This is a genomic window from Pseudomonas sp. OTU5201 (genome assembly GCF_038440135.1).
Taxonomy (GTDB): Bacteria; Pseudomonadota; Gammaproteobacteria; order Pseudomonadales; family Pseudomonadaceae; genus Metapseudomonas; species Metapseudomonas resinovorans.
Genome location: NZ_JASATC010000025.1, coordinates 1 through 22,906, shown reverse-complemented (window position 1 = coordinate 22,906; position 22,906 = coordinate 1). Strand labels below are relative to the sequence as shown.

16 protein-coding genes are annotated in these 22,906 nt (G+C 63.3%); 15 read left to right on the top strand and 1 reads right to left on the bottom strand.

What is annotated here, in order from left to right:
* Nucleotides 1–83: 83 nt before the first annotated feature.
* From AAHM40_RS16410 to AAHM40_RS16390, 5 genes are all read left to right on the top strand, one after another.
* Nucleotides 84–2,120: an NADPH-dependent 2,4-dienoyl-CoA reductase gene (locus AAHM40_RS16410; protein ID WP_342245598.1), complete on the top strand. Its 2,037-nt coding sequence runs from the start codon at nt 84–86 to the stop codon at nt 2,118–2,120.
* A 247-nt stretch (nt 2,121–2,367) separates the two neighbouring features.
* The gene (locus AAHM40_RS16405) at nt 2,368–3,738 is read left to right on the top strand and encodes a chromosome partitioning protein ParA (RefSeq protein WP_342245597.1); all 1,371 of its coding nucleotides are present in this window, start codon (nt 2,368–2,370) and stop codon (nt 3,736–3,738) included.
* 74 nt (nt 3,739–3,812) lie between these two features.
* Complete coding sequence (locus AAHM40_RS16400) at nt 3,813–4,778, top strand: 1-aminocyclopropane-1-carboxylate deaminase/D-cysteine desulfhydrase (RefSeq protein WP_342245652.1); 966 nt, start codon at nt 3,813–3,815, stop codon at nt 4,776–4,778.
* 4 nt (nt 4,779–4,782) lie between these two features.
* Complete coding sequence (locus AAHM40_RS16395) at nt 4,783–5,889, top strand: cyclic nucleotide-binding domain-containing protein (RefSeq protein WP_342245596.1); 1,107 nt, start codon at nt 4,783–4,785, stop codon at nt 5,887–5,889.
* A gap of 152 nt (nt 5,890–6,041) precedes the next feature.
* On the top strand, nt 6,042–7,325 hold the full coding sequence (locus tag AAHM40_RS16390) for an ImcF-related family protein (protein ID WP_342245595.1): 1,284 nt from the start codon (nt 6,042–6,044) through the stop codon (nt 7,323–7,325).
* 79 nt (nt 7,326–7,404) lie between these two features.
* Here AAHM40_RS16390 and AAHM40_RS16385 read toward each other — a convergent pair whose 3' ends face one another.
* Nucleotides 7,405–8,355 (bottom strand): DUF1853 family protein, encoded by a 951-nt coding sequence (locus tag AAHM40_RS16385; RefSeq protein ID WP_342245594.1) that lies wholly within the window; start codon nt 8,353–8,355, stop codon nt 7,405–7,407.
* 93 nt (nt 8,356–8,448) lie between these two features.
* On the opposite strand from AAHM40_RS16385, the gene AAHM40_RS16380 reads away from it, so the two are divergent.
* The 10 genes from AAHM40_RS16380 (at nt 8,449) to AAHM40_RS16335 (ending at nt 22,664) form a co-directional block, all read left to right on the top strand.
* Nucleotides 8,449–9,336: an NAD(+) kinase gene (locus AAHM40_RS16380; RefSeq protein WP_342245593.1), complete on the top strand. Its 888-nt coding sequence runs from the start codon at nt 8,449–8,451 to the stop codon at nt 9,334–9,336.
* Complete coding sequence (locus AAHM40_RS16375; protein WP_342245592.1) at nt 9,336–10,310, top strand: metallophosphoesterase; 975 nt, start codon at nt 9,336–9,338, stop codon at nt 10,308–10,310. Before AAHM40_RS16380 ends, AAHM40_RS16375 begins: the two co-directional genes overlap by 1 nt.
* Nucleotides 10,307–11,173: a rhomboid family intramembrane serine protease gene (locus AAHM40_RS16370; protein WP_342245591.1), complete on the top strand. Its 867-nt coding sequence runs from the start codon at nt 10,307–10,309 to the stop codon at nt 11,171–11,173. The genes AAHM40_RS16375 and AAHM40_RS16370 overlap by 4 nt, the downstream gene beginning before the upstream one ends.
* Before the next feature lie 36 nt (nt 11,174–11,209).
* The gene (locus AAHM40_RS16365) at nt 11,210–11,470 is read left to right on the top strand and encodes a YeaC family protein (RefSeq protein WP_342245590.1); all 261 of its coding nucleotides are present in this window, start codon (nt 11,210–11,212) and stop codon (nt 11,468–11,470) included.
* Nucleotides 11,470–12,300, top strand: coding sequence for a DUF2797 domain-containing protein (locus AAHM40_RS16360; RefSeq protein WP_028631356.1), 831 nt, complete (start codon nt 11,470–11,472; stop codon nt 12,298–12,300). The genes AAHM40_RS16365 and AAHM40_RS16360 overlap by 1 nt, the downstream gene beginning before the upstream one ends.
* Nucleotides 12,301–12,405: 105 nt before the next feature.
* Nucleotides 12,406–15,063, top strand: coding sequence for an aminopeptidase N (gene pepN, locus AAHM40_RS16355; RefSeq protein ID WP_342245589.1), 2,658 nt, complete (start codon nt 12,406–12,408; stop codon nt 15,061–15,063).
* A gap of 519 nt (nt 15,064–15,582) precedes the next feature.
* Complete coding sequence (locus tag AAHM40_RS16350) at nt 15,583–17,550, top strand: DUF1302 domain-containing protein (RefSeq protein ID WP_342245588.1); 1,968 nt, start codon at nt 15,583–15,585, stop codon at nt 17,548–17,550.
* A 63-nt stretch (nt 17,551–17,613) separates the two neighbouring features.
* Nucleotides 17,614–18,981 (top strand): DUF1329 domain-containing protein, encoded by a 1,368-nt coding sequence (locus AAHM40_RS16345; protein ID WP_342245587.1) that lies wholly within the window; start codon nt 17,614–17,616, stop codon nt 18,979–18,981.
* A 199-nt stretch (nt 18,982–19,180) separates the two neighbouring features.
* Nucleotides 19,181–20,269: a WD40/YVTN/BNR-like repeat-containing protein gene (locus AAHM40_RS16340; protein ID WP_342245586.1), complete on the top strand. Its 1,089-nt coding sequence runs from the start codon at nt 19,181–19,183 to the stop codon at nt 20,267–20,269.
* A gap of 19 nt (nt 20,270–20,288) precedes the next feature.
* On the top strand, nt 20,289–22,664 hold the full coding sequence (locus AAHM40_RS16335; RefSeq protein ID WP_342245585.1) for an efflux RND transporter permease subunit: 2,376 nt from the start codon (nt 20,289–20,291) through the stop codon (nt 22,662–22,664).
* Nucleotides 22,665–22,906: the final 242 nt, after the last annotated feature.

The window sequence follows — 22,906 nt, the reverse complement described above, 5'->3', positions numbered from 1 at the left end:
CTTTATCGTCTGCCCCACAACCGATCCCGACCCTCTGAGGTCAGGGGCATTCCGTGATTAGTACCGCCTGCTGTGGAGGAATCATGACCGCCGCCCGTTACCCGCATCTGCTCGCCCCCCTTGATCTGGGCTTCACCACCCTGCGCAACCGCACCCTGATGGGCTCCATGCACACCGGGCTGGAAGAGAAACCCAACGGCTTCGAGCGCATGGCCGCCTACTTCGCCGAGCGCGCCCGAGGTGGCGTGGGCCTGATGGTCACCGGCGGTATCGGTCCGAACGCCGAGGGTGGCGTTTACGCTGGCGCTGCCAAGCTGACGACCGTGGAAGAGGCCGAGAAGCACAGGATTGTCACCCGTGCCGTGCATGAGGCAGGTGGCAAGATCTGCATGCAGATTCTCCATGCCGGCCGCTACGCCTATAACCCCAAGCAGGTCGCGCCGTCGGCCATCCAGGCCCCGATCAACCCCTTCAAGCCCAATGAGCTGGATGAAGAGGGTATCGAGAAGCAGATCCAGGACTTCGTCACGTGCTCGACGCTGGCCCAGCAGGCCGAATACGACGGCGTCGAGATCATGGGGTCCGAGGGGTACTTCATCAACCAGTTCCTCGCCGCCCACACCAACCAGCGCACCGACCGCTGGGGTGGCAGCTACGAGAACCGCATGCGGCTGGCGGTTGAGATCGTCCGCCGCGTTCGCGAGGCGGTAGGCCCGAACTTCATCATCATCTTCCGTCTGTCGATGCTCGACCTCGTGGAGGGTGGCAGCACCTGGGACGAGATCGTTACCCTGGCCAAGGCCATCGAGGCGGCTGGCGCCACCATCATCAACACTGGCATCGGCTGGCACGAGGCGCGCATCCCCACTATCGCCACCAAGGTGCCGCGTGCGGCCTTCACCAAGGTCACCGCCAAGTTGCGCGGCGAGGTGAAAATTCCGCTGATCACCACCAACCGCATCAATACCCCGGAAGTGGCCGAGCAGGTCCTCGCCGAGGGCGATGCCGACATGGTGTCCATGGCGCGTCCGTTCCTCGCCGACCCGGACTTCGTCAACAAGGCTGCCGAGGGTCGCGCCGACGAGATCAACACCTGCATCGGCTGCAACCAGGCCTGCCTGGACCATACCTTTGGCGGCAAGCTGACCAGTTGTCTGGTCAACCCGCGTGCCTGCCACGAGACCGAGCTGAACTACATCCCGGTTGCCCAGGCCAAGAAGATCGCCGTGGTGGGCGCCGGCCCAGCCGGCCTCTCCGCCGCCACCGTTGCCGCCGAGCGTGGCCACAGCGTGACCCTGTTCGATTCCGCAGCCGAAATCGGCGGCCAGTTCAATGTGGCCAAGCGCGTGCCGGGCAAGGAGGAGTTCTTCGAAACCTTGCGCTACTTCAAGCGCAAGCTGGAAACCACGGGTGTCGACCTGCGTCTGAACACCCGCGTCTCGGCCGACGACCTGGCCAGGGGTGGCTTTGACGAGATCATCCTGGCCACTGGCATCAGCCCGCGCACGCCGGCAATCCCCGGCATCGACCACTCGAAGGTGATCAGCTACCTGGACGCCATCCTCGAGCGCAAGCCGGTGGGCCAGAAGGTGGCGGTGATCGGTGCCGGCGGTATCGGTTTCGACGTGTCCGAGTTCGTCACGCACCAGGGAGAGGCCACCAGCCTCAGCCGCGAAGCGTTCTGGAAGGAGTGGGGCATCGACGGTGCGCTGGAGGCCCGTGGCGGCATCGCCGGGATCAAGGCCCAGCCGCATCCGGCGGCGCGCCAGGTGTTCCTGCTGCAGCGCAAGAAGTCCAAGGTGGGCGACGGTCTGGGCAAAACCACCGGCTGGATCCATCGCACCGGTCTGAAGAACAAGCAGGTGCAGATGCTCAACTCGGTGGAGTACCTCAAGGTCGACGACGCCGGCCTGCACATCCGTGTTGCCGAGGGCGAGCCCCAGGTGCTGCCCGTGGATACCGTGATCGTCTGTGCTGGCCAGGACCCGCTGCGCGAGCTGCATGATGGCCTGGTGGCCGCCGGCCAGAGCGTGCACTTGATCGGTGGCGCCGACGTGGCGGCCGAACTGGATGCCAAGCGCGCGATCAACCAGGGCTCGCGCCTGGCGGCCGAACTCTGACCCTCTCCACCGCCCGGTTCTGCACCGGGCGGTGCTCCCGCCCGCTCCAACCACGTCACACTTTTGCCTTGCCGTTGGTCCGACTGGCCTCGACGGCGGGGCACTGCCAACCCAGTCACATTGCTCGACGGCTATTATCCCCTAGACTTTTCTAAAGTCCGGACTAGTGTGTGCGGACGAAAACCCTACGCCGCCAGGCCCCATCAACGCCCGCCGTGATTCACCGCGCAGAGCCAGAGGTAGAGCGATGAGCATGCTGAAGAAGCCGCAACAGGCGGAAGCCGTCGTGTTCTTCAACGACCGCGGCATCTGCAAGCAGATGCTCTACTCGGAGTTCGAAGCCATTCTCGACGGTGTGGTCGGCCTGCCTGAGTTCGCCGACTGCCAGATGCATCTGGCCTACGTGATGATCAATCCGCGCCTGCAGGTGCGGGCGGTGGTTTTCTTCTACCTCGACTTCGACGAAGACGGGCGTGCCGATACCGGCTGGAACCTGCCGCTGCGGCAATTGGCCGAGCGCTCCGGACGGGGTCCTGACCTGGGGGCCGGCCCCATTCGCCTGGCTTGCCGCAGTCAGTGCCCGGTCTCCTGGCAGCAAATGCACCTCTGGGACCCGAGCCTCAACGCTGATCGCAACGACCTGGCGCTGCTGCGTGATGCCATCAAGGGCAACAGCCTCGGTCTACTGGTGGAGGAAGAGCAGCCTCAGGTGCTGGATGCCGAGCGGCTGCAGGTGGCGTCGGAAGATCGCTGGTACGCCCCGCCGGAGATCACCAAGGAGATGGCCGAGCAGCTCGCGGAAAAGATGGAAAAAGAGCATCGCCTGAAGACCGCCCAGTTGGTCCGCCAGCAGCGCCTGCGCCTGAGCTCCCTCCGCCAGCAGAACGAAGAAGCCATCGCACAGGTCCGCCAGGCCGCCGACCAGAGCAACTCGGCGCTGCAGGAGCAGATTCGCACCCTGCAACACGCGCTGCGTCAGCAGGAAGAAGTCAATGCCGGCTTGCAGGCTCAGCTCGATGGCGAATTGGAGCGCTTCCAGGCCAGCCGTGAGGAAATGAACCTGCAATTGCGCGCCCTTGAGCGCCACGGGCGCACCGAGGCGGATATCCTTCGTGCCCAGTTCGAGAGCGAGCTCCAGGCACGGGTCACCTTGGCCGTGGCCGAGTACCGCGAGCAGCTCGCCATCCGGGACGTCGAGTTGGCCTATCGCGACCAGTTGGAGGCCCAGTTACAGGCCGAGGTCAATCGCCTGCGCCAGGAGTGCGAGGCGCTGGAAGGCCAGTCGGGGCAACTGATGCTGGAGCGCCTCGCCCAATTGGGCGTGGTGTTTGTGGTGTATCACCCGGGAGCCGGTCACCTGACCATCCCGCTGGCCGATATCTCCCGCTATCAGGGCAACCCCCTGGCTTACGCTGCGGCGAAGTGCTTCGTGTCCGAGAACCAGTACCGCCAGTGGCTGGCCCACTATCAGCAACCCACCTGCGAAGCCAGCTTGCCCAATGGTGAACGTTGCAGCATGCCCATCGATCGGATCGAGGCGCCCAGTCGCTTCGTTGTCGGTGAGTCCAACTGCTGCCCCCGGCATCGGGCGGGAGGGCGACTGCGCACTGCTGGCTGAGCGGACTCGCGCACGCGCCTGACTTATCCTTGCGCCCCCGAACGGACGCCAATGGACCCGACCCGACCTTGCCTCTGACCCTGCCTGACTGGAACCCCCGCGCAGCCCTTGAACCCTTGCGCCTGCCATGGCTGGCCGCTGCCGGGCTTGAGTTGGCCGTACTGCGTCTGGATGCCCTGGACCCGCTGGTCTCCGGCAATAAGTGGTTCAAGTTGGCTCCCCATCTGGCGCAGGCCGCGCAAGCGGGCGCCGAGGGCGTGATCAGCCTGGGTGGCGCCCATTCCAACCATCTTCATGCCCTGGCCGCCGCCGGTGCCCGTTTCAAGTTCCCAACGGTGGGCCTGCTGCGCGGCGAGTGCCAGGACACGCCGACGATTCGAGATCTTAAGCATTTCGGCATGACCCTGCACTGGCTGGGCTATGGTGGCTACCGCGCGCGTCACCAGCCGGGTTTCTGGGCAACCTGGCTGCAACGCTACCCACGCTACCAACCGGTGGCTGAGGGCGGTGGTGGTCTGATGGGCGCACAAGGCTGCGCCGTTTTGGTGGAGATGATCCGCGAACAGTTGGCGGCACTTGGTTGGGATGACTACCACAGCCTCTGGACCGCCGCCGGTACGGGCACCACCCTCGCCGGGCTGGTGCTGGGCGAGGCGGGTAGGCACCCGGTGATTGGGGCCCTCGCGGTCCCCTCGGACCACGGCGTCGCTGAGCAGGTGAGCGCTATCCTCGGTGAGGCCGGTTGCACGGACCAGGGATACCGGCTGATCGACGCCAGCCGCGGTGGTTTCGCCCGGCTGGATGCTGACCTCGCGCGCTTCATGCTGGACAGCGAAAGGGACGGAGGCCTTACCCTGGAGCCCCTCTATACCGCCAAGGCCCTACTGGCCATCCACGCGGAGGCACAAGGCGGTCGCATTCCGCCCGGTAGTCGACTGGTGCTGCTCCATACCGGTGGCCTGCAGGGACGGCGGGCCCTGCAAACCGAACTGTTGCGGCTGGCTGACTGCACTGCCTGGGCAGTGGATGCACAAGGATGACTCCATGAGCGAACCCCTGAATCCCCAGCAACTGCGCAGCCTGGTCCCGCTCAACGCGTTGACCGATCCGCAGTGGCGTGAGCTGCGCTCGCAGCTGGTGCCTCAGCCTCTGCTGGAGGGGCAACTGCTTTTCCGGCGGGGCGACCAGGCGCGCCTCACCTGGTATCTGTTATCCGGCGAGCTGCTCCTGCGTGATGTCGAAGGCATCGAAACGCGCCTGGAGGCGGGTAGCGAAGCCAGTTGCCACCCGGTTTCCCCGAGCCTGCCGCGCCTGCATGAAGCTTTGGCGTTGCGGGACTGCTCATTGCTGGCCATCGACAGCGCCACCCTGGCGCGTCAGTTGACCTGGAGCTCGACCCACCAGGACCTGCTGCTGGAGAACAGTCTGGAGGGCGACTGCGAATGGCTTGAAGCCCTGCTGGCCAGTCCATTGCTGGCCAAGGTGCCGCCGGTCAATGTGCGCAGCATGCTGGAACGCCTGCGGCGCGTGGAGCTGCCTACGGGCAGCCAGGTGATGGGGGAAGGGGAGGAGGGCGATTGCTGCTATTTCCTGCAGTCCGGCCGGGCCGAGGTCATTCGTGGGGCGGGCAGCGAGCAGCAACTGCTGGCCGAACTGGAGGTGGGGGCCTGCTTCGGCGAGGAAGCCCTGCTGGGGGAATGTCCGCGCAACGCCAGTGTCACCTTGCTGGAAGATAGCGTGCTGCAGCGGCTGGACCGAGCCGACTTCCTCGAACTGCTGAAAGCGCCGGTGGTGGATGAAGTTAGTCTGGGGGAGGCGGTGCGCCTGCTGGGCAATGGCGGCCAATGGCTGGATGTGCGCCTGCAGGACGAGTACGAACGCGCCCATGCGCCCCAGGCGTTGAACATGCCCCTGCACCTGTTGCGTCTGAAGGCACGGTTGCTGGACGGCGAAGGCACCTACCTCTGCTATTGCGACAGCGGCAAGCGCAGCGCCAGTGCGGTGTTCACGCTCTCCCAGTTGGGTTTTCGCGCTTACGCCTTGCGCGACGGCCTGGATGCCTTACCGGCGCTGCAGCGGGATGCGTTGATCAGCGAAACCGGTGCAGGCTACCTGGCCCGGTCCGGCGGCCGGATTGAGCGCAGCCGCTGAGGGCTTCCTCGGTTCGCCGCCGAATGCTCGACTAACCGCAGTTTTAGCGGTTTCGGCAAGAGCTCGATGATTCTTCCGCATATCAAGTTTTTTCTGGCTTAACTAAGCACTTTTCCCGGTGGTTTTTCAGTCAAATCTGATAGTCGCGACACGTGGTCAAGCGACAGTCTCCTGCGTTCGTTGTTTACGCAAGGAAGGCCATCGACGACATCGCCGTGGAGCGCCGGGAGGAGATCGACTGGGTACTCAGCGACGACCGCAGCCAGATCGCCGCGGAGCTGACGCCGGAGGTGCTGCGCGAACGCCTGGTGCAACGCTACTTCCAAGCGTACGGCCAGGCCTGGCTGGAGATGCTCAACAGCCTGCGCTGGCGCGAGGCCCAAGGCCTGGCCGACACCATTGACCAGCTGACGCTGATGACCGATGTGCGCCAGTCCCCGCTCATCGCCCTGGTCAATACCCTGGCCTACCAGGGGCAGGCCGGGGCGCGTAGCCAGGCCCTCGGCGATTCCCTGCTGCAGTCCGCACAGAACCTCATCGGCCAGGATAAGGCGCCGGTGATCGATCAACTGGCCGGGCTGCCGAAAAGCCCCCTGGACGAGAGCTTCGGCCCACTGCTGGCGCTGCTCGGCAAAGCGGACGATCAAGCGGGCATCGACGACAGCCTCAGCCTGCAGGCCTTCCTCACCCGGGTGACCCGGGTCCGCCTGAAGTTGCAGCAGATCAGCACGGCACCGGACCCCCAGGCCATGGTCCAGGTACTGGCCCAGACCGTGTTCCAGGGGCGCAGCGTCGACCTCACCGACACCCAGGCCTATGGCAGCCTGATGGCCGCCAGCCTGGGCAGCGACTGGAGCGGCTTCGGCCAGGCACTCTTCGTCCAGCCACTGGACCAGGCCTGGCGGAAAATCCTGCAGCCCTCCGCCGCCGGGCTCAACGGCCAGTGGCAGCGCGCCATCGTCACGCCCTGGAACAACGCCTTCGCCGGCCGCTACCCCTTCGCCGCCAGCGGCGCCGACAGCTCGTTGCCCATGCTCGGGCAAATAATCCGCGCCGATACCGGCCGCATCGACCAGTTTCTCGCCCGGCAGTTGCAGCGCTTCGCGTGGCCGGGAACGAATGACTCCCCCGGTACGCGCTTGAGCTGGATTCACGCCAGGAGCGGGGAGCGGCTGTTTGGCGACTACCCCGGTACCTGGGGCCTGATCCGCCTGCTGGAGCAGGCCCAGGTGACGCCGCTCGACGACAGCGAGAGCCGCTATCGCCTGCGGCTCGACGCCCCCGATGGCCTGGGCCTGACCTGGCACCTGCGCACCGAGCTCGGGGCCGGGCCCCTGGCTTTGCTGCAGCTGAGGGGGTTCAAGCTGCCGGCGCAGATCTTTCTTGATGAGCGCGCGGTGCCGCTTTCCCTGACCCAGAACGGAGCATTTCCATGAGCCTGACTTCACCTGACCACGCGCCACCGGCGGCGCCCCCCAGCCATAGGCAAATCCAAGTGGATGAAGCCCAGCTGGTTTAACTGTCCAACGGCTGCAACGGCCAGCGATCGCTGACCACGAATGCGCGCTCCGCTTCCCTCCAGCGTCCATCCGCGTCCGGCGCCAGGCGCACCAGCAGGCGCGCCGGGCTGTCCGGCTGCAACTGCTGGCGCCATTGTCGGAAGCTTTCCTCTGTCCAGAGGTCGTTGGGCTCACAGGCTGCCGGGGCTAGCCAGGATTGCCTCGGTAGCGGCTGCCAGCTGCCGTCCCTGGTCTGTCCAAGGAAGTCCTCCAACTCATTGTGGCGCAACCAGCGACCGCGCAGGTGGGCGGGATTGGCGCCGAGTGGTGCGGTGCAGTTGCCCGGCCAGGGATAGAACAGGTAGCCGCCAAGCCAGAGTTCGGCGCTGGCCGGCTGGGCATCCAGCTGGGCCAGGGCCTGACGGCTTTCGGGGCTGGACGAGAGAGGGAGCTGGTGCAGGCTGAGATGTTCCAGTTTGCGGTCGAGGCGGTCATGGCTGCCTGGGCCGATCCACTCGGAGGATTTTCCGCCATCGCCATGGCGTGGGCCCAGATAGAGCTTGATTGCCAGCTCCAGGTGGTGAACGCCTTCCGCATCGCGCAAGAGCAAATCGAGCTCGCCCAGGGTCTGGCCGGCGATGCGGATCGGCAGGTTGGCCGCCAGCAGTTCCACATCCGGCGCCTGGCCCAGAGCGAACTGCCAGAGGCGCTCGTAGTAGAGGCCGAGGCGACGGTTGGAGGCTTGCGCCAACCACTGATCCAGTGGCTCGGGATGCTGATCCAGTCGATGCAGCCAATCGGCCAGGCGCTCGGGCTGGCGGGCCCATCCGCTGGCGCTGAGCGGATGGCGTTGGCGCCAGGGCGGCTGGCTGAGCAGCGGAGGCGAGAGCAGGACCCAGGCCAGATCGCGCACGCCGGGGTGGCGAAGCTGGCGGGGGAGCTCGGTCAGCGATTCGAAGGCTTGCATGCTGCGAGCATAGCCGACAGTGGTTTGCCGCTGTCCGTCTCTATCCCCCATACTTTCGCCATTCCTCATCCGCCAATGCCGCCCTGGAGCACCATGGAGCAATTCCGCAATATCGGCATAATCGGTCGCCTGGGCAGTTCCCATGTGCTCGACACCATTCGCCGGCTGAAAAAATTCCTGCTGGACCGTCACCTCCATGTGATTCTCGAAGACACCATCTCTGAAGTGCTGCCGGGCCATGGCCTGCAGACCTCGTCACGCAAGATCCTCGGCGAAGTCTGCGACCTGGTGATCGTGGTCGGCGGCGACGGCAGTATGCTCGGTGCCGCTCGGGCCCTGGCGCGGCACAACGTGCCGGTGCTGGGAATCAACCGCGGCAGCCTGGGCTTTCTCACCGATATCCGTCCTGACGAGCTGGAAGTGAAAGTGGCCGAGGTGCTGGATGGTCGATACAGCGTCGAGACGCGCTTCCTGCTGGAGGCCGAGGTGCGCCGCCATGGCGAGGCCATCGGTCAGGGGGACGCGCTGAATGACGTCGTGCTGCACCCTGGCAAATCGACGCGGATGATCGAGTTCGAGCTGCATATCGATGGCCAGTTCGTCTGTAGTCAGAAGGCCGACGGACTGATCATCGCCACGCCTACTGGCTCCACGGCCTATGCGCTGTCCGCCGGCGGTCCGATCATGCATCCCAAGCTCGATGCGATCGTCATCGTGCCCATGTATCCGCACACGTTGTCCAGCCGGCCCATTGTGGTGGACAGCACCAGCGAGCTGAAGATCGTGGTCTCGCCCAACCTGCAGATCTATCCGCTGGTGTCCTGCGATGGCCAGAACCACTTTACCTGCGCCCCCGGCGATACGATCACGGTGGGCAAGAAGCCGCAGAAACTGCGCCTGATCCACCCCCTGGACCACAACTACTATGAGGTCTGTCGGACCAAGCTGGGCTGGGGCAGCCGACTCGGCGGAGGCGACTGATGAGCCTCGATCCCGGCTGTGGCTACGACCTGATCGGCGACGTCCACGGCTGCGCCCATACCCTGGAGCGCCTGCTCGATCGCCTGGGCTATCGCAAGCACAATGGCACCTGGCAGCACCCGCAGCGCATGGCGTTGTTCCTGGGCGATATCATCGACCGTGGTCCGCGCATCCGCGAAGCGCTGCACCTGGTTCACTCCATGGTGGAAGCCGGACAGGCCCTGTGCATCATGGGTAACCATGAGTACAACGCTCTTGGCTGGAGCACTCCGGCGCCACCCGGTAGTGGGCACCATTTCGTCCGTGAGCACACCCCGCGCCATGCCCGGCTGATCAAGGAAACCCTGGAGCAGTTCGAGGGCCATCCGGCCGACTGGAGGGATTTCCTGGGCTGGTTTTACGAGCTGCCGCTTTTCCTCGATGGCGGTCATTTCCGCATGGTCCACGCCTGCTGGGACGGCCACATGATCGCGGCACTGCGCGACATGCATCCGGATGGGCGGATCAACGAGGCTTTCATCAAGGCTGCGGTCGATCCGTCCAGCTTCGCCACGCGAGTGTTCGACCGGCTGCTGCGTGGCACCGACCTGCCGCTGCCTGGCGGCATGACCCTGACCGGCAGCGACGGCTTCACCCGTTCGGTGTTCCGCACCAAGTTCTGGGCCGAGGATCCGCAGACATACGGTGATGTGGTCTTTCAGCCTGACGCCTTGCCTGAGCAGGTGGCCAGCGCGCCTCTGTCCCAGGCGCACAAGTCGCGCCTGCTCAGCTATGGGCCGCAGGAGCCTGTCCTGTTCGTCGGCCACTACTGGCGGCGCGGCCGTCCGGCGCCCATTCGCGGCAACCTGGCCTGTCTGGACTACAGCGCAGTGATGTACGGCAAGCTGGTGGCCTACCGGCTTGACCAGGAAACCCGGCTGGACCCGGACAAGTTCGTCTGGGTCGAAGTGGAGCGCCCCGAGGAGCCCCGATGAGTGCGGTTGAAGTATTGCGTTTACCCCTGACCGTGGATCTCTCCGGTTTCGTTGCCCTGTTGCAGCGCCTGGAAGTGCCCTATCGGGTCAGCGAGGAATCCGGGGAGCAGGTGCTTTGGGTGCCGGGGCCGCAATTGGCGGAGAAGGTGCGCGGGCTCTACCAGCGATTTCCTGATGGCGATCCGCATTTCCAGTTGTCGCATGAGGCGCCGACCGAAGCACCGCGCCCCGGCGTCCTCGCACAGCTCAAGGCCAGTCCCATCACCAGCCTGGTGTTGCTGTTGACCCTGGCGGTGGCAGCGCTCACCGGTCTGGGAGAGAACTTTTCCACCATCCGCTGGCTGAGCTTTCAGGACTTCCAGGTCCAGGGCGACTACATCTACTTCTCGTCCCTGGAAGAGGGGCTGGCAGCCGGGCAGTGGTGGCGGTTGGTGACGCCCATGCTGATTCACTTCGGCATCCTCCACCTTGCGATGAACGGTATGTGGTTCTGGGAGCTCGGGCGGCGCATCGAGGCGCGGCAGGGCGGAGCGGTGCTGCTGGTGCTGACCCTCGGCTTCAGCCTGGTGTCGGATTACGCCCAGTACTTCAGTAGTGGCCCCACGTTGTTCGGCGGGCTTTCCGGCGTGCTCTACGGGCTGCTCGGCCACTGCTGGGTGTTCCAGCGCCTCGCGCCGTGTCCGGCTTACCGTCTTCCGCCGGGTGTGATGGCGATGATGCTGATCTGGCTGCTGGTGTGCCTGTCCGGGCTGATCACCGCCCTGGGTTTCGGCGCCATCGCCAACGGTGCCCATGTGGGTGGATTGCTAGTCGGATGTGCCACTGGCCTCCTTGGAGGTGCCTTGGCGCGCCTGGGTCGTTAGAATGCGCGGCCTGTCCCATTTTCCTGCGAGCGGCCCATGTCGTCTTTTGCCCATCTGATCAGCAACATCACCCAGGATGTCTACGAGAGCCTCAAGTTGGCCGTGGAAATCGGCAAGTGGCCGGATGGCCGCAAGCTGACCCAGGAGCAAAAGGAGCTGTCGCTGCAGGCGGTGATCGCCTGGGAGCTGAAGAACCTCCCAGAAGAAGAGCGCACCGGCTACATGGGGCCGCAGGAGTGCAGCTCCAAGTCCGATCCCATCCCTAAAATCCTGTTCAAGTCGAATTCGGTCCACTGATGCTGGAACTAGGACGCGGTGCACTCAGCAAGATGTCGGTGCGCCTTGAAACGCCCGTGCAATACGGCTTTCGCCTCGGCGAGGCGGATATTGCGGCAAACCCGCTGATCGGCAAGCAGCTCCGCCTGGAGTTCCTTGGCGCCATCCACTGCACCCACTGCGGGCGCAAGACGAAGAAGAGCTTCAGCCAGGGCTATTGCTACCCCTGCTTTACCAAGCTGGCCCAGTGCGACAGTTGCATCGTCAGCCCGGAGAAGTGCCACTTCGACCAGGGCACCTGCCGCGAGCCGGAGTGGGGGGAGCGCTTCTGCATGACCGACCACGTGGTCTACCTGGCCAACTCCTCGGGCATCAAAGTGGGCATCACCCGTGCCAGCCAGGTGCCGACCCGCTGGATCGACCAGGGCGCCAGCCAGGCGCTGCCGATCATGCGGGTGGCCACCCGCCAGCAGTCCGGCTTCGTCGAAGACCTGCTGCGCAGCCGGGTAGCCGATCGCACCAACTGGCGTGCCATGCTCAAGGGCGAGGCGCCGTCGCTGGATCTGCCGAGCGTTCGCGACGAGCTATTCGAGCACTGCGCCGAGGGTATCCGCGCGCTCCAGGACCGTTTTGGCCTGCAGGCTATCCAGCCGGTCAGTGATATCCAGACTGTCGAGATCAGCTACCCAGTGGATGCCTATCCGACCAAGGTCGTCAGCTTCGATCTGGACAAGACGCCGGTGGTGGAGGGTACGCTGCGGGGGATCAAGGGCCAGTACCTGATTCTCGATACCGGCGTGATCAACCTGCGCAAGTACACGGCCTACCAGTTGGCCATCAGCGCCGCGTAGGTTCTGGCAGAAGGTCGGTAGGGGAATAGTCCATACTCCGACCTTGACCCATCCATCATGCGCGGCCCAGGGTTTCGGGGCCGCCCCGCAAGCGAAGAGACGACCATGCGCACCGAGCAACCGAAAGTCATCTACCTCAAGGACTATCAGGCCCCGGAATACCTGATTGACGAGACCAACCTGACCTTCGAGCTGTACGAGGATCACACCCTGGTCCATGCCCAGCTGGTGATGCGCCGCAATCCGGCGCGCGGCGAGGGCCTGCCGCCCCTGGTGCTGGACGGCCAGCAACTGGAGCTGCTGTCGTTGTCCATGGATGACCGCGAACTGGGCGCCGCCGATTACCAACTGGATGACAGCCACCTGACCCTGCAGCCGGTGTCGAAGGCCTTCACCCTCGACAGTACGGTGCGCATCCACCCGGAAACCAACACCGCGCTGGAAGGGCTGTACAAGTCCGGCAAGATGTTCTGCACCCAGTGCGAGGCCGAAGGCTTCCGCAAGATCACCTACTACCTCGACCGCCCGGATGTGATGAGCACCTTCACCACCACCGTCAGCGCCGAGCAGCATCGTTACCCGGTCCTGCTGTCCAACGGCAACCCGGTGGCCAGCGGGGCGGAAGAGGGCGGTCGCCACTGGGCGACCTGGGAAGACCCCTTCAAGAAGCCGGCCTATCTGTTCGCTCTGGTGGCGGGCGACCTCTGGTGCGTGGAAGACAGCTTCACCACCATGACTCAGCGTGACGTGGCGCTGCGTATCTATGTCGAGCCCGAGAACATAGACAAGGTCCAGCACGCCATGGACAGCCTGAAGAAGTCGATGCGCTGGGACGAAGAGGTCTATGGTCGCGAGTACGACCTGGACATTTTCATGATCGTCGCGGTGAACGACTTCAACATGGGCGCCATGGAGAACAAGGGGCTCAACATCTTCAACTCCAGCTGTGTGCTGGCCAAGGCCGAGACCGCCACCGACGCCGCGCACCAGCGGGTCGAGGCGGTGGTGGCCCACGAGTACTTCCACAACTGGTCGGGCAACCGCGTGACCTGCCGCGACTGGTTCCAGCTGTCCTTGAAGGAAGGCTTCACCGTGTTCCGGGATGCCGAGTTCTCCGCTGACATGAACTCGCGCACCGTCAAACGAATCGAGGACGTGGCCTTCCTGCGCACCAACCAGTTCGCCGAGGATGCCGGCCCCATGGCCCACCCCGTGCGCCCCGACTCCTTCATCGAGATTTCAAACTTCTACACCCTGACCGTCTACGAAAAGGGCTCGGAAGTGGTGCGCATGATCCACACCCTGCTGGGCGCCGAGGGCTTCCGCAAAGGCACCGATCTTTACTTCGAGCGCCATGACGGCCAGGCGGTGACCTGCGACGACTTCATCAAGGCCATGGAAGACGCCAACGGCGTCGACCTCGGTCAGTTCAAGCGTTGGTACAGTCAGTCCGGAACCCCGCGCTTGCAGGTGGAGGATGCCTATGATGCGGCAGCGAAGACCTACACCCTGACCTTCCGCCAGAGCTGCCCGGCGACCCCGGGGCAGAAGGACAAGCAACCCTTCGTCATTCCGGTGGAGCTGGGTCTGCTGGACGGCCAGGGCCGCGAGCTGCCGCTGCGGCTGCAAGGCGAAGACGCCGCGCAAGGCGGCAGCCGCGTACTGGCTTTGAGCGAGGCGGAGCAGCGCTTCACCTTTGTCGATGTCGCCGAACGTCCACTACCTTCGCTGCTGCGTGGTTTTTCGGCACCGGTGAAACTGAATTTCCCCTACAGCCGCGATCAATTGATGTTCCTCATGCAGCACGATTCCGACGGTTTCAACCGCTGGGAAGCGGGTCAGCAACTGTCGGTACAGGTGCTGCAGGAGCTTATTGCACAGCATCAGCGTGGCGAGAAGCTAGTGCTGGACTCGCGCCTGATCACCGCCTTCCGCACCCTGCTGGAGGACGAGTCCCTTGATCAGGCCATGGTTGCCGAGATGCTCTCGTTGCCGAGTGAGGCCTACCTCACCGAAATCAGCGAAGTAGCGGATGTGGATGCCATCCATGCCGCCCGCGAGTTCGCCCGTCAGTCCATCGGCGAAGCCCTGTTTCAGCCGTTGCTGGCCCGATTCCAGGCGAACCGCGCGCTTTCCCGCGAAACTGGTTATGTGGCCGAAGCGGCGCATATTGCCCGCCGCACCCTGCAGAACATTGCCCTGTCGTACCTGATGCAGAGTGGCAAGGCCGAAGTGCTTGAGGCCTGCCTGGAGCAGTTCAACGACAGCGACAACATGACCGAGCGCCTGTCGTCCCTGGCAGTGCTGGTGAATTCTGGCTTCGAGCAGGAAAAGGCCGACGCCCTGTCGCGTTTTGCCGACTACTTCAAGGATGACCCGCTGGTCATGGATCAGTGGTTCAGTGTGCAGGCCGGCTGCGGCCTGCCGGGCGGCCTGGAGCGCGTCCAGGCGCTGATGGAGCACCCGGCTTTCACCTTGAAGAATCCGAACAAAGTGCGTGCGCTGATCGGCGCCTTCGCCAACCAGAACCTGGTGAACTTCCACCGGGCCGATGGTGCTGGCTACCGCTTCCTCGCCGATCACGTGATTACACTGAACGCGTTCAACCCCCAGATCGCGTCCCGCCAGTTGGCACCGCTGACGCGGTGGCGCAAGTACGACGCCAGTCGCCAGCAACTGATGAGGTCCGAACTGGAGCGCATCCTCGCCTCTGGCGAGCTGTCCAGCGACGTCTTCGAAGTGGTCAGCAAGAGCCTCGCCTGACGTCCTCCAACAGCCCGTGAAAGCGGGCTGTCATCTCCCCGAAGTCTCCCCTTCAAAAAGTGTTACCGGTTAGTACTGGTAACACTTTTTTGTTACCCAAAGAAATGCATCAGGCCGTTGTTATGCCCGAACAGTCTTAAAAGCTCAAAAACGGCTTGACCAGACAGCTTTTGGTATGGGCGTACATGCCCTGCAAGTGTGATCTTGAGTGACAAATCGAGCCAGATCGTCAGACAAGATCGGACAGAAAAATTGAAATTGATCACTGGATGATCAGTCACTTGTTTGACTGAAAATTGTCGCGTGGCTTGTGGAATTTTTCTGACACTCATTTGCGACTTGGCACCATGGTTGCAGCGCCGCTGACAATTTGGCCCTGTTTCGGTGCATCGGGAACGGGGTGCGCTCTGCGCTGGGGATTTCCTGCCGAAGAACAAAGGCTGCCAAGAGCGGCCGGACAAACAAGCCTGCCCGACGGGCTGCCAATAACAAAGTGATCAGTCCACGGAGTAAGACTCGATGGAGCTCAAGTCTCGTAAGCCCATGTTGCATTTCGCTCCGGCCAAGGCAGGTTTCGCCTTTGCCGGCATCCTGCCCCTTCTGGTAGCCGCCCAGGCCCAGGCGGTGGAGTTCAGCTTCGCCAACGACGAAATTTCCGGGTCCCTGGATACCACGGTCTCCTACGGCCAACTCTGGCGCGTACAGGGCCAGGACAAGACCAACAACGACATCAATACCAACGACGGTAACCGCAACTTCGATACCGGCCTGGTCTCCGAGGTTTACAAGATCACTTCCGACCTGGAAGCGACCTACAAGAATTACGGCATGTTCGTTCGTGGCACTGCGTTCTATGACACTCAGATCATGGACAAGCGCAATGACTACTACGACAACAACAACCCGGTGCAGCCGAGCCAGAACTTCCCGAAGGATGACAGCTTCACCTACGAAACCCGCCACAAGGCCGGCCGTGACGCGCAGATCCTCGACGCCTACCTGTACGGCAACTGGGACGTGGCCGACATGCCGGTCACCGGCCGTATCGGCAAGCAGGTGTTCAACTGGGGTGAGGGCATCTTCTACCGCGGTGGCGTGAACACCACCAACCCGGTGGACGCCGCCAAGTTCCGCCTGCCGGGCTCCGAGTTGAAGGAAGTGCTGGTTCCGGTGGAAGCCCTGAGCTTCAACCTCGGCCTGACCGAAAACCTGTCGATGGAAACCTTCTACCAGTGGAACTGGAAGGAATCGGCCATCGACCCGGTGGGGACTTACTACTCCGAGACCGATCTGTTTGCCGACGGCGGCAATACCGCCTACACCACGGTCGGCGCGCTGGCCAACCCGCTGTTCCAGACCCTTTATCCGCAACTGGCCGGGGCTAATTTCGGCGGCCTGCAGGGCACCAGCTACCTGGACTCCAATGGTGTGTTCAAGGTCGCCAATGTCGGCCAGGACATCAACGCCAAGAACGACGGCCAGTTCGGCGTGGCGTTCCGCTACATCGCCGAAGAGCTCAACTCCACTGAGTTCGGCTTCTACTTCGTGAACTACCACGCGAAGGAGCCGACTATTTATGCAGACCTCAATTCCAGTTATGCCGGCCTGGACATCGATCAGTTGGCCGGGCTCGGCGGGTTCGCGTCGTACAACGATCTGGTCGCTGCGGCTGCTGGCGGCAACGCGGCGGCCGGTCAGGTGCTTGGCCTTGTCAACGGCGCGGCAGCGGTAGACGTGGCCAACCAGGTCAACGCCCGTCGCGAATACGCCGAAGACATTCGCATGTATGGCCTGAGCTTCAACACGACCCTGGGCGAAGCCTCGGTCTTCGGTGAGCTGGCCTACCGTCCGAACCTGCCGATTGGCGTCGCTACCACCAACGACCTGCTCGGCGACCTGCTCGGCCAGGCCGCCCCGCTGGCCGATGGGCAGACCGTCAACATCGGTGGCCGGCCGGTCCGGATCACCGATCAGATCCACAACTCCGAGCGCGTGGAGGCCTTCAATACGTCTCTGGGCACCATCTACAACTTTGGTCCGTCGCTGTCCTTCGACTCCCTGTTCGGCGTTGCCGAGTTGGCGTCCGAGCACCTGCGCGGCAGCAGTTTGCAGTACACCGCGTACAACGGCGAAACCCGCTACTACTCCGGCCGTGGAAACAGCTCCTACGTATCCGGTGGTGATCGCGACGACCAGGTCAACAAGAACGCCTACGGCTACACCCTGCTGATGTCCGGCACCTGGAACGATGTCTACGCTGGTGTCAACGTTTCGCCCTACGTCGTCTACAAGGACGACTTCGAAGGCAACTCCTACCAGACCGGCAACTTCATCGAGGGTCGCAAGGCCTACACCGTCGGCGTCAAGGCGAGCTACCTGAACAGTCTGGAAGCTGAACTCCAGTACACCGAGTTCTACGGCGGTGGTCAGAACAACTCGGGGCGTGACCGCGACAACATCGGCGTCAACGTCAAGTATTCCTTCTAAGCCCAACAAGAACGACACGGGCGTCCCCGGGCGCCCGATACAGACTCATCACGGAGAAACCCCATGCTGAAAAAGCTTTCGCTGATTAGCGCCGCGGTTGCCCTGGCGCTGTCCGCCAGCAGTGCGCTGGCGTCGGTCTCGGCCCAGGATGTCGCCAAACTTGGCGCCAGCCTGACCCCCTTCGGCGCCGAGAAAGCCGGCAACGCCGCCGGCACCATCCCGGCCTGGACCGGTGGCATCACCCAGGCGCCGGCCGGCTACAAGTCCGGTCAGCACCATCCGGACCCGTTCCCGGAAGACAAGCCGCTGTTCACCATCACCAAGGCCAACCTGGACCAGTACAAGGCCAACCTGACGCCTGGTCAGATCGCCCTGTTCAACGCCTACCCGAGCAGCTTCCAGATGCCGGTCTACCAGACCCGCCGCTCCGGCTCCGCGCCGCAGTGGGTGTATGACAACGCTATCAAGAACGCCTCTGCCGCCAAGCTGCTGGACGGCGGCAACGGCTTTGCCGATGCCTACGGCAGCATTCCGTTCCCGATCCCGCAGAACGGCGTGGAAGCCCTGTGGAACCACATCACCCGCTACCGTGGCAGCTACATCGTGCGTCGCGCCTCGGAAGTGGCCGTGCAGCGCAATGGCGACTACTCCCTGGTGACGTCGCAGCAGGAAGCCCTGTTCAAGTACTACAACCCGAAAGGTTCGTACGCCGACCTGAACAACACCCTGTTCTACTATCTGTCCTTCACCAAGAGCCCGGCTCGTCTGGCCGGTGGCGCCACCCTGGTCCACGAGACCCTCGATCAGGTGCAGGAGCCGCGTCAGGCCTGGGGTTACAACGCCGGCCAGCGTCGCGTGCGCCGTGCGCCGAACCTCGCCTACGACACGCCGATCGCTGCCGCTGACGGCCTGCGTACCGCCGATGACACCGACATGTTCAACGGTGCTCCGGACCGCTACAACTGGAAGCTGGTGGGCAAGAAGGAAATCTACATTCCGTACAACAACTACAAGGTTTCCAGTCCTGAGGTTAAGTACAAGGACCTGCTGCAACCGGGCCACCTGAACCCGGCCGTCACCCGTAACGAACTGCACCGCGTGTGGGTCGTGGAAGGCACCCTGAAGTCGGGCGCCCGCCACATCTACTCCAAGCGCACCCTGTACCTCGACGAGGACAGCTGGCAAGCCGCTGTCGTCGACCAGTACGACGGCCGTGGCGAACTGTGGCGCGTATCGGTGGCCTACCTGAAGAACTACTACGACCTGCCGACCACCTGGTCCGCGCTGGATGTGTTCCACGACCTTCAGGCCCGCCGCTACCACGTGCAGAACCTGGACAACGAAGAGCCGACCACCATCGATTTCACCCAGGCCGTGCCGGACGATGGCTACTTCAAGCCGTCCGCCCTGCGTCGCCGCGGTACTCGCTGATTCCGCGACACCCCTTGAAAAAGGCCGCTCTCCAGAGCGGCCTTTTTCGTTGGGAGAGAATGATCATCGTGTTACAGAGCGCCACCGACGCTTAACAAAACATAACGTCCCGCCGATTGTGCAGGCTTTCCAAAGCTGGCTAGGATTAGGGCGCTGCCTCCCTGGGTAGTGCCACCTATAACAATAAGGGGAAAGGTGTATGAGTGAGCCCGTCATGCGGCGCACCCCGTCTGGCCTTGCCGTGGATAGCCTCGACAAGCCGACGTTCCGCTTCCACTCGCCGCTGGCCAAAGCGCTCTCGCTGTTCAGTGTGCTATCCGTCCTTGCTGTAGCCGCTGCGCCCATTACCGCATCCGCGCTGGCCGCTGATGCTCCCGTCCTCTCCATCGAATCGCCCAAGGCCGTGAGCAGCCTGCTGCTCGATGTCGCCCATGCCGGCAAGCGCCTGGTGGCTGTTGGCGACCGTGGACACATTCTCTATTCCGATGACAACGGCAAGTCCTGGACCCAGGCCAAGGTGCCTACCCGCCAGATGCTCACCGCTGTCTATTTCGTCGATGACAAGAAAGGCTGGGCCGTTGGCCACGACTCGCAGATCCTCGTCAGCGAGGACGGCGGCGCGTCCTGGAGCCTTCAGTTCGAAGACCTGCAGCGCGAAGCGCCGCTGCTGGACATCTGGTTCAAGGATGCCAGTACCGGCTTTGCCGTGGGCGCCTACGGTGCCCTGCTGATCACCCAGGACGGTGGCAAGAACTGGGAAGATGTCAGCGACCGCCTCGACAACGAAGACCAGTACCACCTCAACGCCATCGCCGCCGTGAAAGACACTGGTCTGTTCGTGGTGGGCGAGGCGGGCAGCATGTTCCGTTCCGCCGACTGGGGTGCGACCTGGGAGCGCCTCGAAGGCCCGTACGAGGGTTCGCTGTTCGGCGTCCTCGGTACTGCCGAGCCGGGCGTGGTGATCGCCTATGGTCTGCGTGGCCACCTGTTCCGTTCCGCGGATTTCGGCAGCACCTGGGAAACCGTGCCGCTGAAGACCAGCAACGGCGAACTGGAGTTCGGCCTGTCCGGCGGCGCGCTGCTGCCCGATGGCAGCCTGGTGGTGGTCGGACATGGCGGCAGCGTGCTGAAGAGCACCGACAATGGCCGTAGCTTCGCAGTGGTGAACCGCAGCGATCGCATGTCGCTGGCCAGTGTCATCGCCGACGAGAAAGGCAACCTGATCCTGGTGGGACAGGGCGGTGTGCGCGTAGCGTCACCGACCGGCGCCGAGCTGGGCCAACTATAAGAAAAGGCGGAGAGTTTCGATGAGTACCCATCACCAGGACAAGGCGACCTTCCTGGAGCGCCTGATCTTCAACAACCGGCCGGCAGTGATCGTCATTTGCCTGCTGGTCAGCGTTTTTCTCTTCTGGCAGGCCATGCAGGTGCGGCCGTCCACCAGCTTCGAGAAGATGATTCCGCTGCATCATCCCTACATCCAGAAGATGCTCGAGCATCGCAATGACCTTGCCAACCTTGGCAACACCGTTCGTATCTCGGTGGAAGCGGTCAACGGCGACATCTTCTCCAAGGAGTACATGGAGACCCTGCGGCAGATCCACGACGAGGTGTTCTACATCTCTGGTGTGGACCGTTCCGGCCTGAAGTCCCTGTGGAGCCCGAGCGTTCGCTGGACCGAAGTGACCGAGGAAGGCTTTGCCGGCGGCGAAGTCATCCCGCAGACCTACGACGGTTCCCCGGCCAGTTTGGAAGAGCTGCGCAACAACGTGCTCAAGTCCGGCCAGATCGGCCGCCTGGTGGCCAACAACTTCAAGTCCAGCATCGTCGACGTGCCGCTGCTCGAGTCCTATCCGGACCCGAACGATCAGGGCAAGTTGCTGAAGCTCGACTACCGCCAGTTCTCCCATGAGCTGGAAGAGAAGATCCGTGAGAAGTACCAGGCCCAGAACCCCAACGTGAAGGTCCATGTCGTGGGCTTTGCCAAGAAGGTCGGTGATCTGATCGATGGCCTGATCATGGTGGTGATGTTCTTCGGCATGGCCTTCCTGATTACCCTGGTACTGCTCTACTGGTTCACCTGGTGTATCCGCAGCACCATCGCCGTACTCATTACCACGCTGGTGGCGGTGGTCTGGCAGTTGGGGCTGATGCACAGCGTGGGCTTCGGTCTCGACCCGTACTCGATGCTGGTGCCGTTCCTGATCTTCGCCATCGGTATTTCCCACGGCGTGCAGAAGATCAACGGTATCGCCCTGCAATCCAGCGACGCCGACAACGCCCTGACCGCTGCGCGGCGTACGTTCCGCCAGCTGTTCCTGCCGGGCATGATCGCCATCCTCGCTGATGCCGTGGGCTTCATCACCCTGCTGATCATCGATATCGGTGTGATCCGCGAGCTGGCCATCGGCGCCTCCATCGGTGTGGCGGTGATCGTGTTCACCAACCTGATCCTGCTGCCGGTCGCCATCTCCTATGTCGGCATCAGCAAGAAGGCCATCGAGCGCAGCAAGAAGGACGCGGTGCGTGATCATCCGTTCTGGCGCCTGCTGTCCAACTTCGCTCATCCGGTTGTTGCACCGATCTCCGTGGTCATCGCCCTGATCGCCTTCGGTGGCGGCCTGTGGTACGGCCAGAACCTGAAGATCGGCGACCTCGACCAGGGCGCTCCGGAACTGCGTCCGGACTCACGTTACAACCAGGACAACAACTTCATCATCAACAACTACTCCACCAGCTCCGACGTACTGGTAGTCATGGTCAAGACCGGCCCCGAGGGCTGCTCCACCCATGAGGCCCTGGCGCCGGTGGATGAACTGATGTGGAAGATGGAGAACACGCCGGGCGTGCAATCGGCCATCTCCATGGTCACTGTCTCCAAGCAGGTGATCAAAGGGATGAACGAAGGCAACCTGAAGTGGGAGACCCTGTCTCGCAACCAGGACGTGCTGAACAACTCCATCAGCCGTGCCGAGGGCCTGTACAACTCCGACTGCTCCCTGGCACCGGTGCTGGTGTTCCTCAACGACCACAAGGCCGAGACCCTGACTCGTGTAGTCATGGCGGTGGAAGAGTTCGCCAAGGAGCACAACAAGGATGGCCTGCAGTTCCTGCTGGCGGCCGGTAACGCCGGTATCGAAGCGGCCACCAACGAGGTGATCGCCGAGGCCGAGCTGACCATCCTGATCCTGGTGTACATCTGCGTTGCCGTGATGTGCCTGATCACCTTCCGCTCCATCGCTGCCACCCTGTGCATCGTGCTGCCGCTGATCCTCACTTCGGTGCTGGGCAACGCGCTGATGGCCTGGCTGGGCATCGGCGTGAAGGTGGCCACCCTGCCGGTGATCGCCCTGGGCGTGGGTATCGGTGTCGACTACGGCATCTACATCTACAGCCGCCTGGAAAGCTTCCTGCGTGCTGGCCTGCCGCTCCAGGAGGCCTACTACGAGACCTTGAAGTCCACCGGCAAGGCTGTACTCTTCACCGGTCTCTGCCTGGCCATCGGCGTCGCTACCTGGATCTTCTCGGCCATCAAGTTCCAGGCCGATATGGGACTGATGCTGACCTTCATGCTCCTTTGGAACATGTTCGGTGCCCTGTGGCTGCTGCCGGCGCTGGCGCGCTTCCTGATCAAGCCCGAGAAGCTGGCGGGCAAGGTCGGTGGTTCGCTCCTCGCGCACTGAGCCTGATCAACTGAGTGAGAAACCGCGGCCTAGGCCGCGGTTTTTTTATGCGCGTGGATTCTTGTGGCTACCCGTAGGTCGCGGCAGAGCGCAGCGAAGCCCAACGATCCTGGCCTAACCCCTACGTTGGGCCTCGCACAGCTCGGGCCAACCTACGGCAGGCCTGCTTGGCGAATGAACTCGCTCCTACAGACAGAGGACGCTATGTCTGCGTTAGCTGTTGCGAGAAATTTCCCATTCGG

What these genes read in the sequence shown, in the direction of transcription:
- AAHM40_RS16410 (WP_342245598.1), top strand. Translation starts at nt 84, where the DNA reads ATGACCGCCGCCCGTTACCCGCATCTGCTCGCCCCCCTTGATCTGGGC.
- AAHM40_RS16405 (WP_342245597.1), top strand. Translation starts at nt 2,368, where the DNA reads ATGAGCATGCTGAAGAAGCCGCAACAGGCGGAAGCCGTCGTGTTCTTC.
- AAHM40_RS16395 (WP_342245596.1), top strand. Translation starts at nt 4,783, where the DNA reads ATGAGCGAACCCCTGAATCCCCAGCAACTGCGCAGCCTGGTCCCGCTC.
- AAHM40_RS16385 (WP_342245594.1), bottom strand. Translation starts at nt 8,355, where the DNA reads ATGCAAGCCTTCGAATCGCTGACCGAGCTCCCCCGCCAGCTTCGCCAC.
- AAHM40_RS16380 (WP_342245593.1), top strand. Translation starts at nt 8,449, where the DNA reads ATGGAGCAATTCCGCAATATCGGCATAATCGGTCGCCTGGGCAGTTCC.
- AAHM40_RS16375 (WP_342245592.1), top strand. Translation starts at nt 9,336, where the DNA reads ATGAGCCTCGATCCCGGCTGTGGCTACGACCTGATCGGCGACGTCCAC.
- AAHM40_RS16370 (WP_342245591.1), top strand. Translation starts at nt 10,307, where the DNA reads ATGAGTGCGGTTGAAGTATTGCGTTTACCCCTGACCGTGGATCTCTCC.
- AAHM40_RS16365 (WP_342245590.1), top strand. Translation starts at nt 11,210, where the DNA reads ATGTCGTCTTTTGCCCATCTGATCAGCAACATCACCCAGGATGTCTAC.
- AAHM40_RS16360 (WP_028631356.1), top strand. Translation starts at nt 11,470, where the DNA reads ATGCTGGAACTAGGACGCGGTGCACTCAGCAAGATGTCGGTGCGCCTT.
- pepN (WP_342245589.1), top strand. Translation starts at nt 12,406, where the DNA reads ATGCGCACCGAGCAACCGAAAGTCATCTACCTCAAGGACTATCAGGCC.
- AAHM40_RS16350 (WP_342245588.1), top strand. Translation starts at nt 15,583, where the DNA reads ATGGAGCTCAAGTCTCGTAAGCCCATGTTGCATTTCGCTCCGGCCAAG.
- AAHM40_RS16345 (WP_342245587.1), top strand. Translation starts at nt 17,614, where the DNA reads ATGCTGAAAAAGCTTTCGCTGATTAGCGCCGCGGTTGCCCTGGCGCTG.
- AAHM40_RS16340 (WP_342245586.1), top strand. Translation starts at nt 19,181, where the DNA reads ATGAGTGAGCCCGTCATGCGGCGCACCCCGTCTGGCCTTGCCGTGGAT.
- AAHM40_RS16335 (WP_342245585.1), top strand. Translation starts at nt 20,289, where the DNA reads ATGAGTACCCATCACCAGGACAAGGCGACCTTCCTGGAGCGCCTGATC.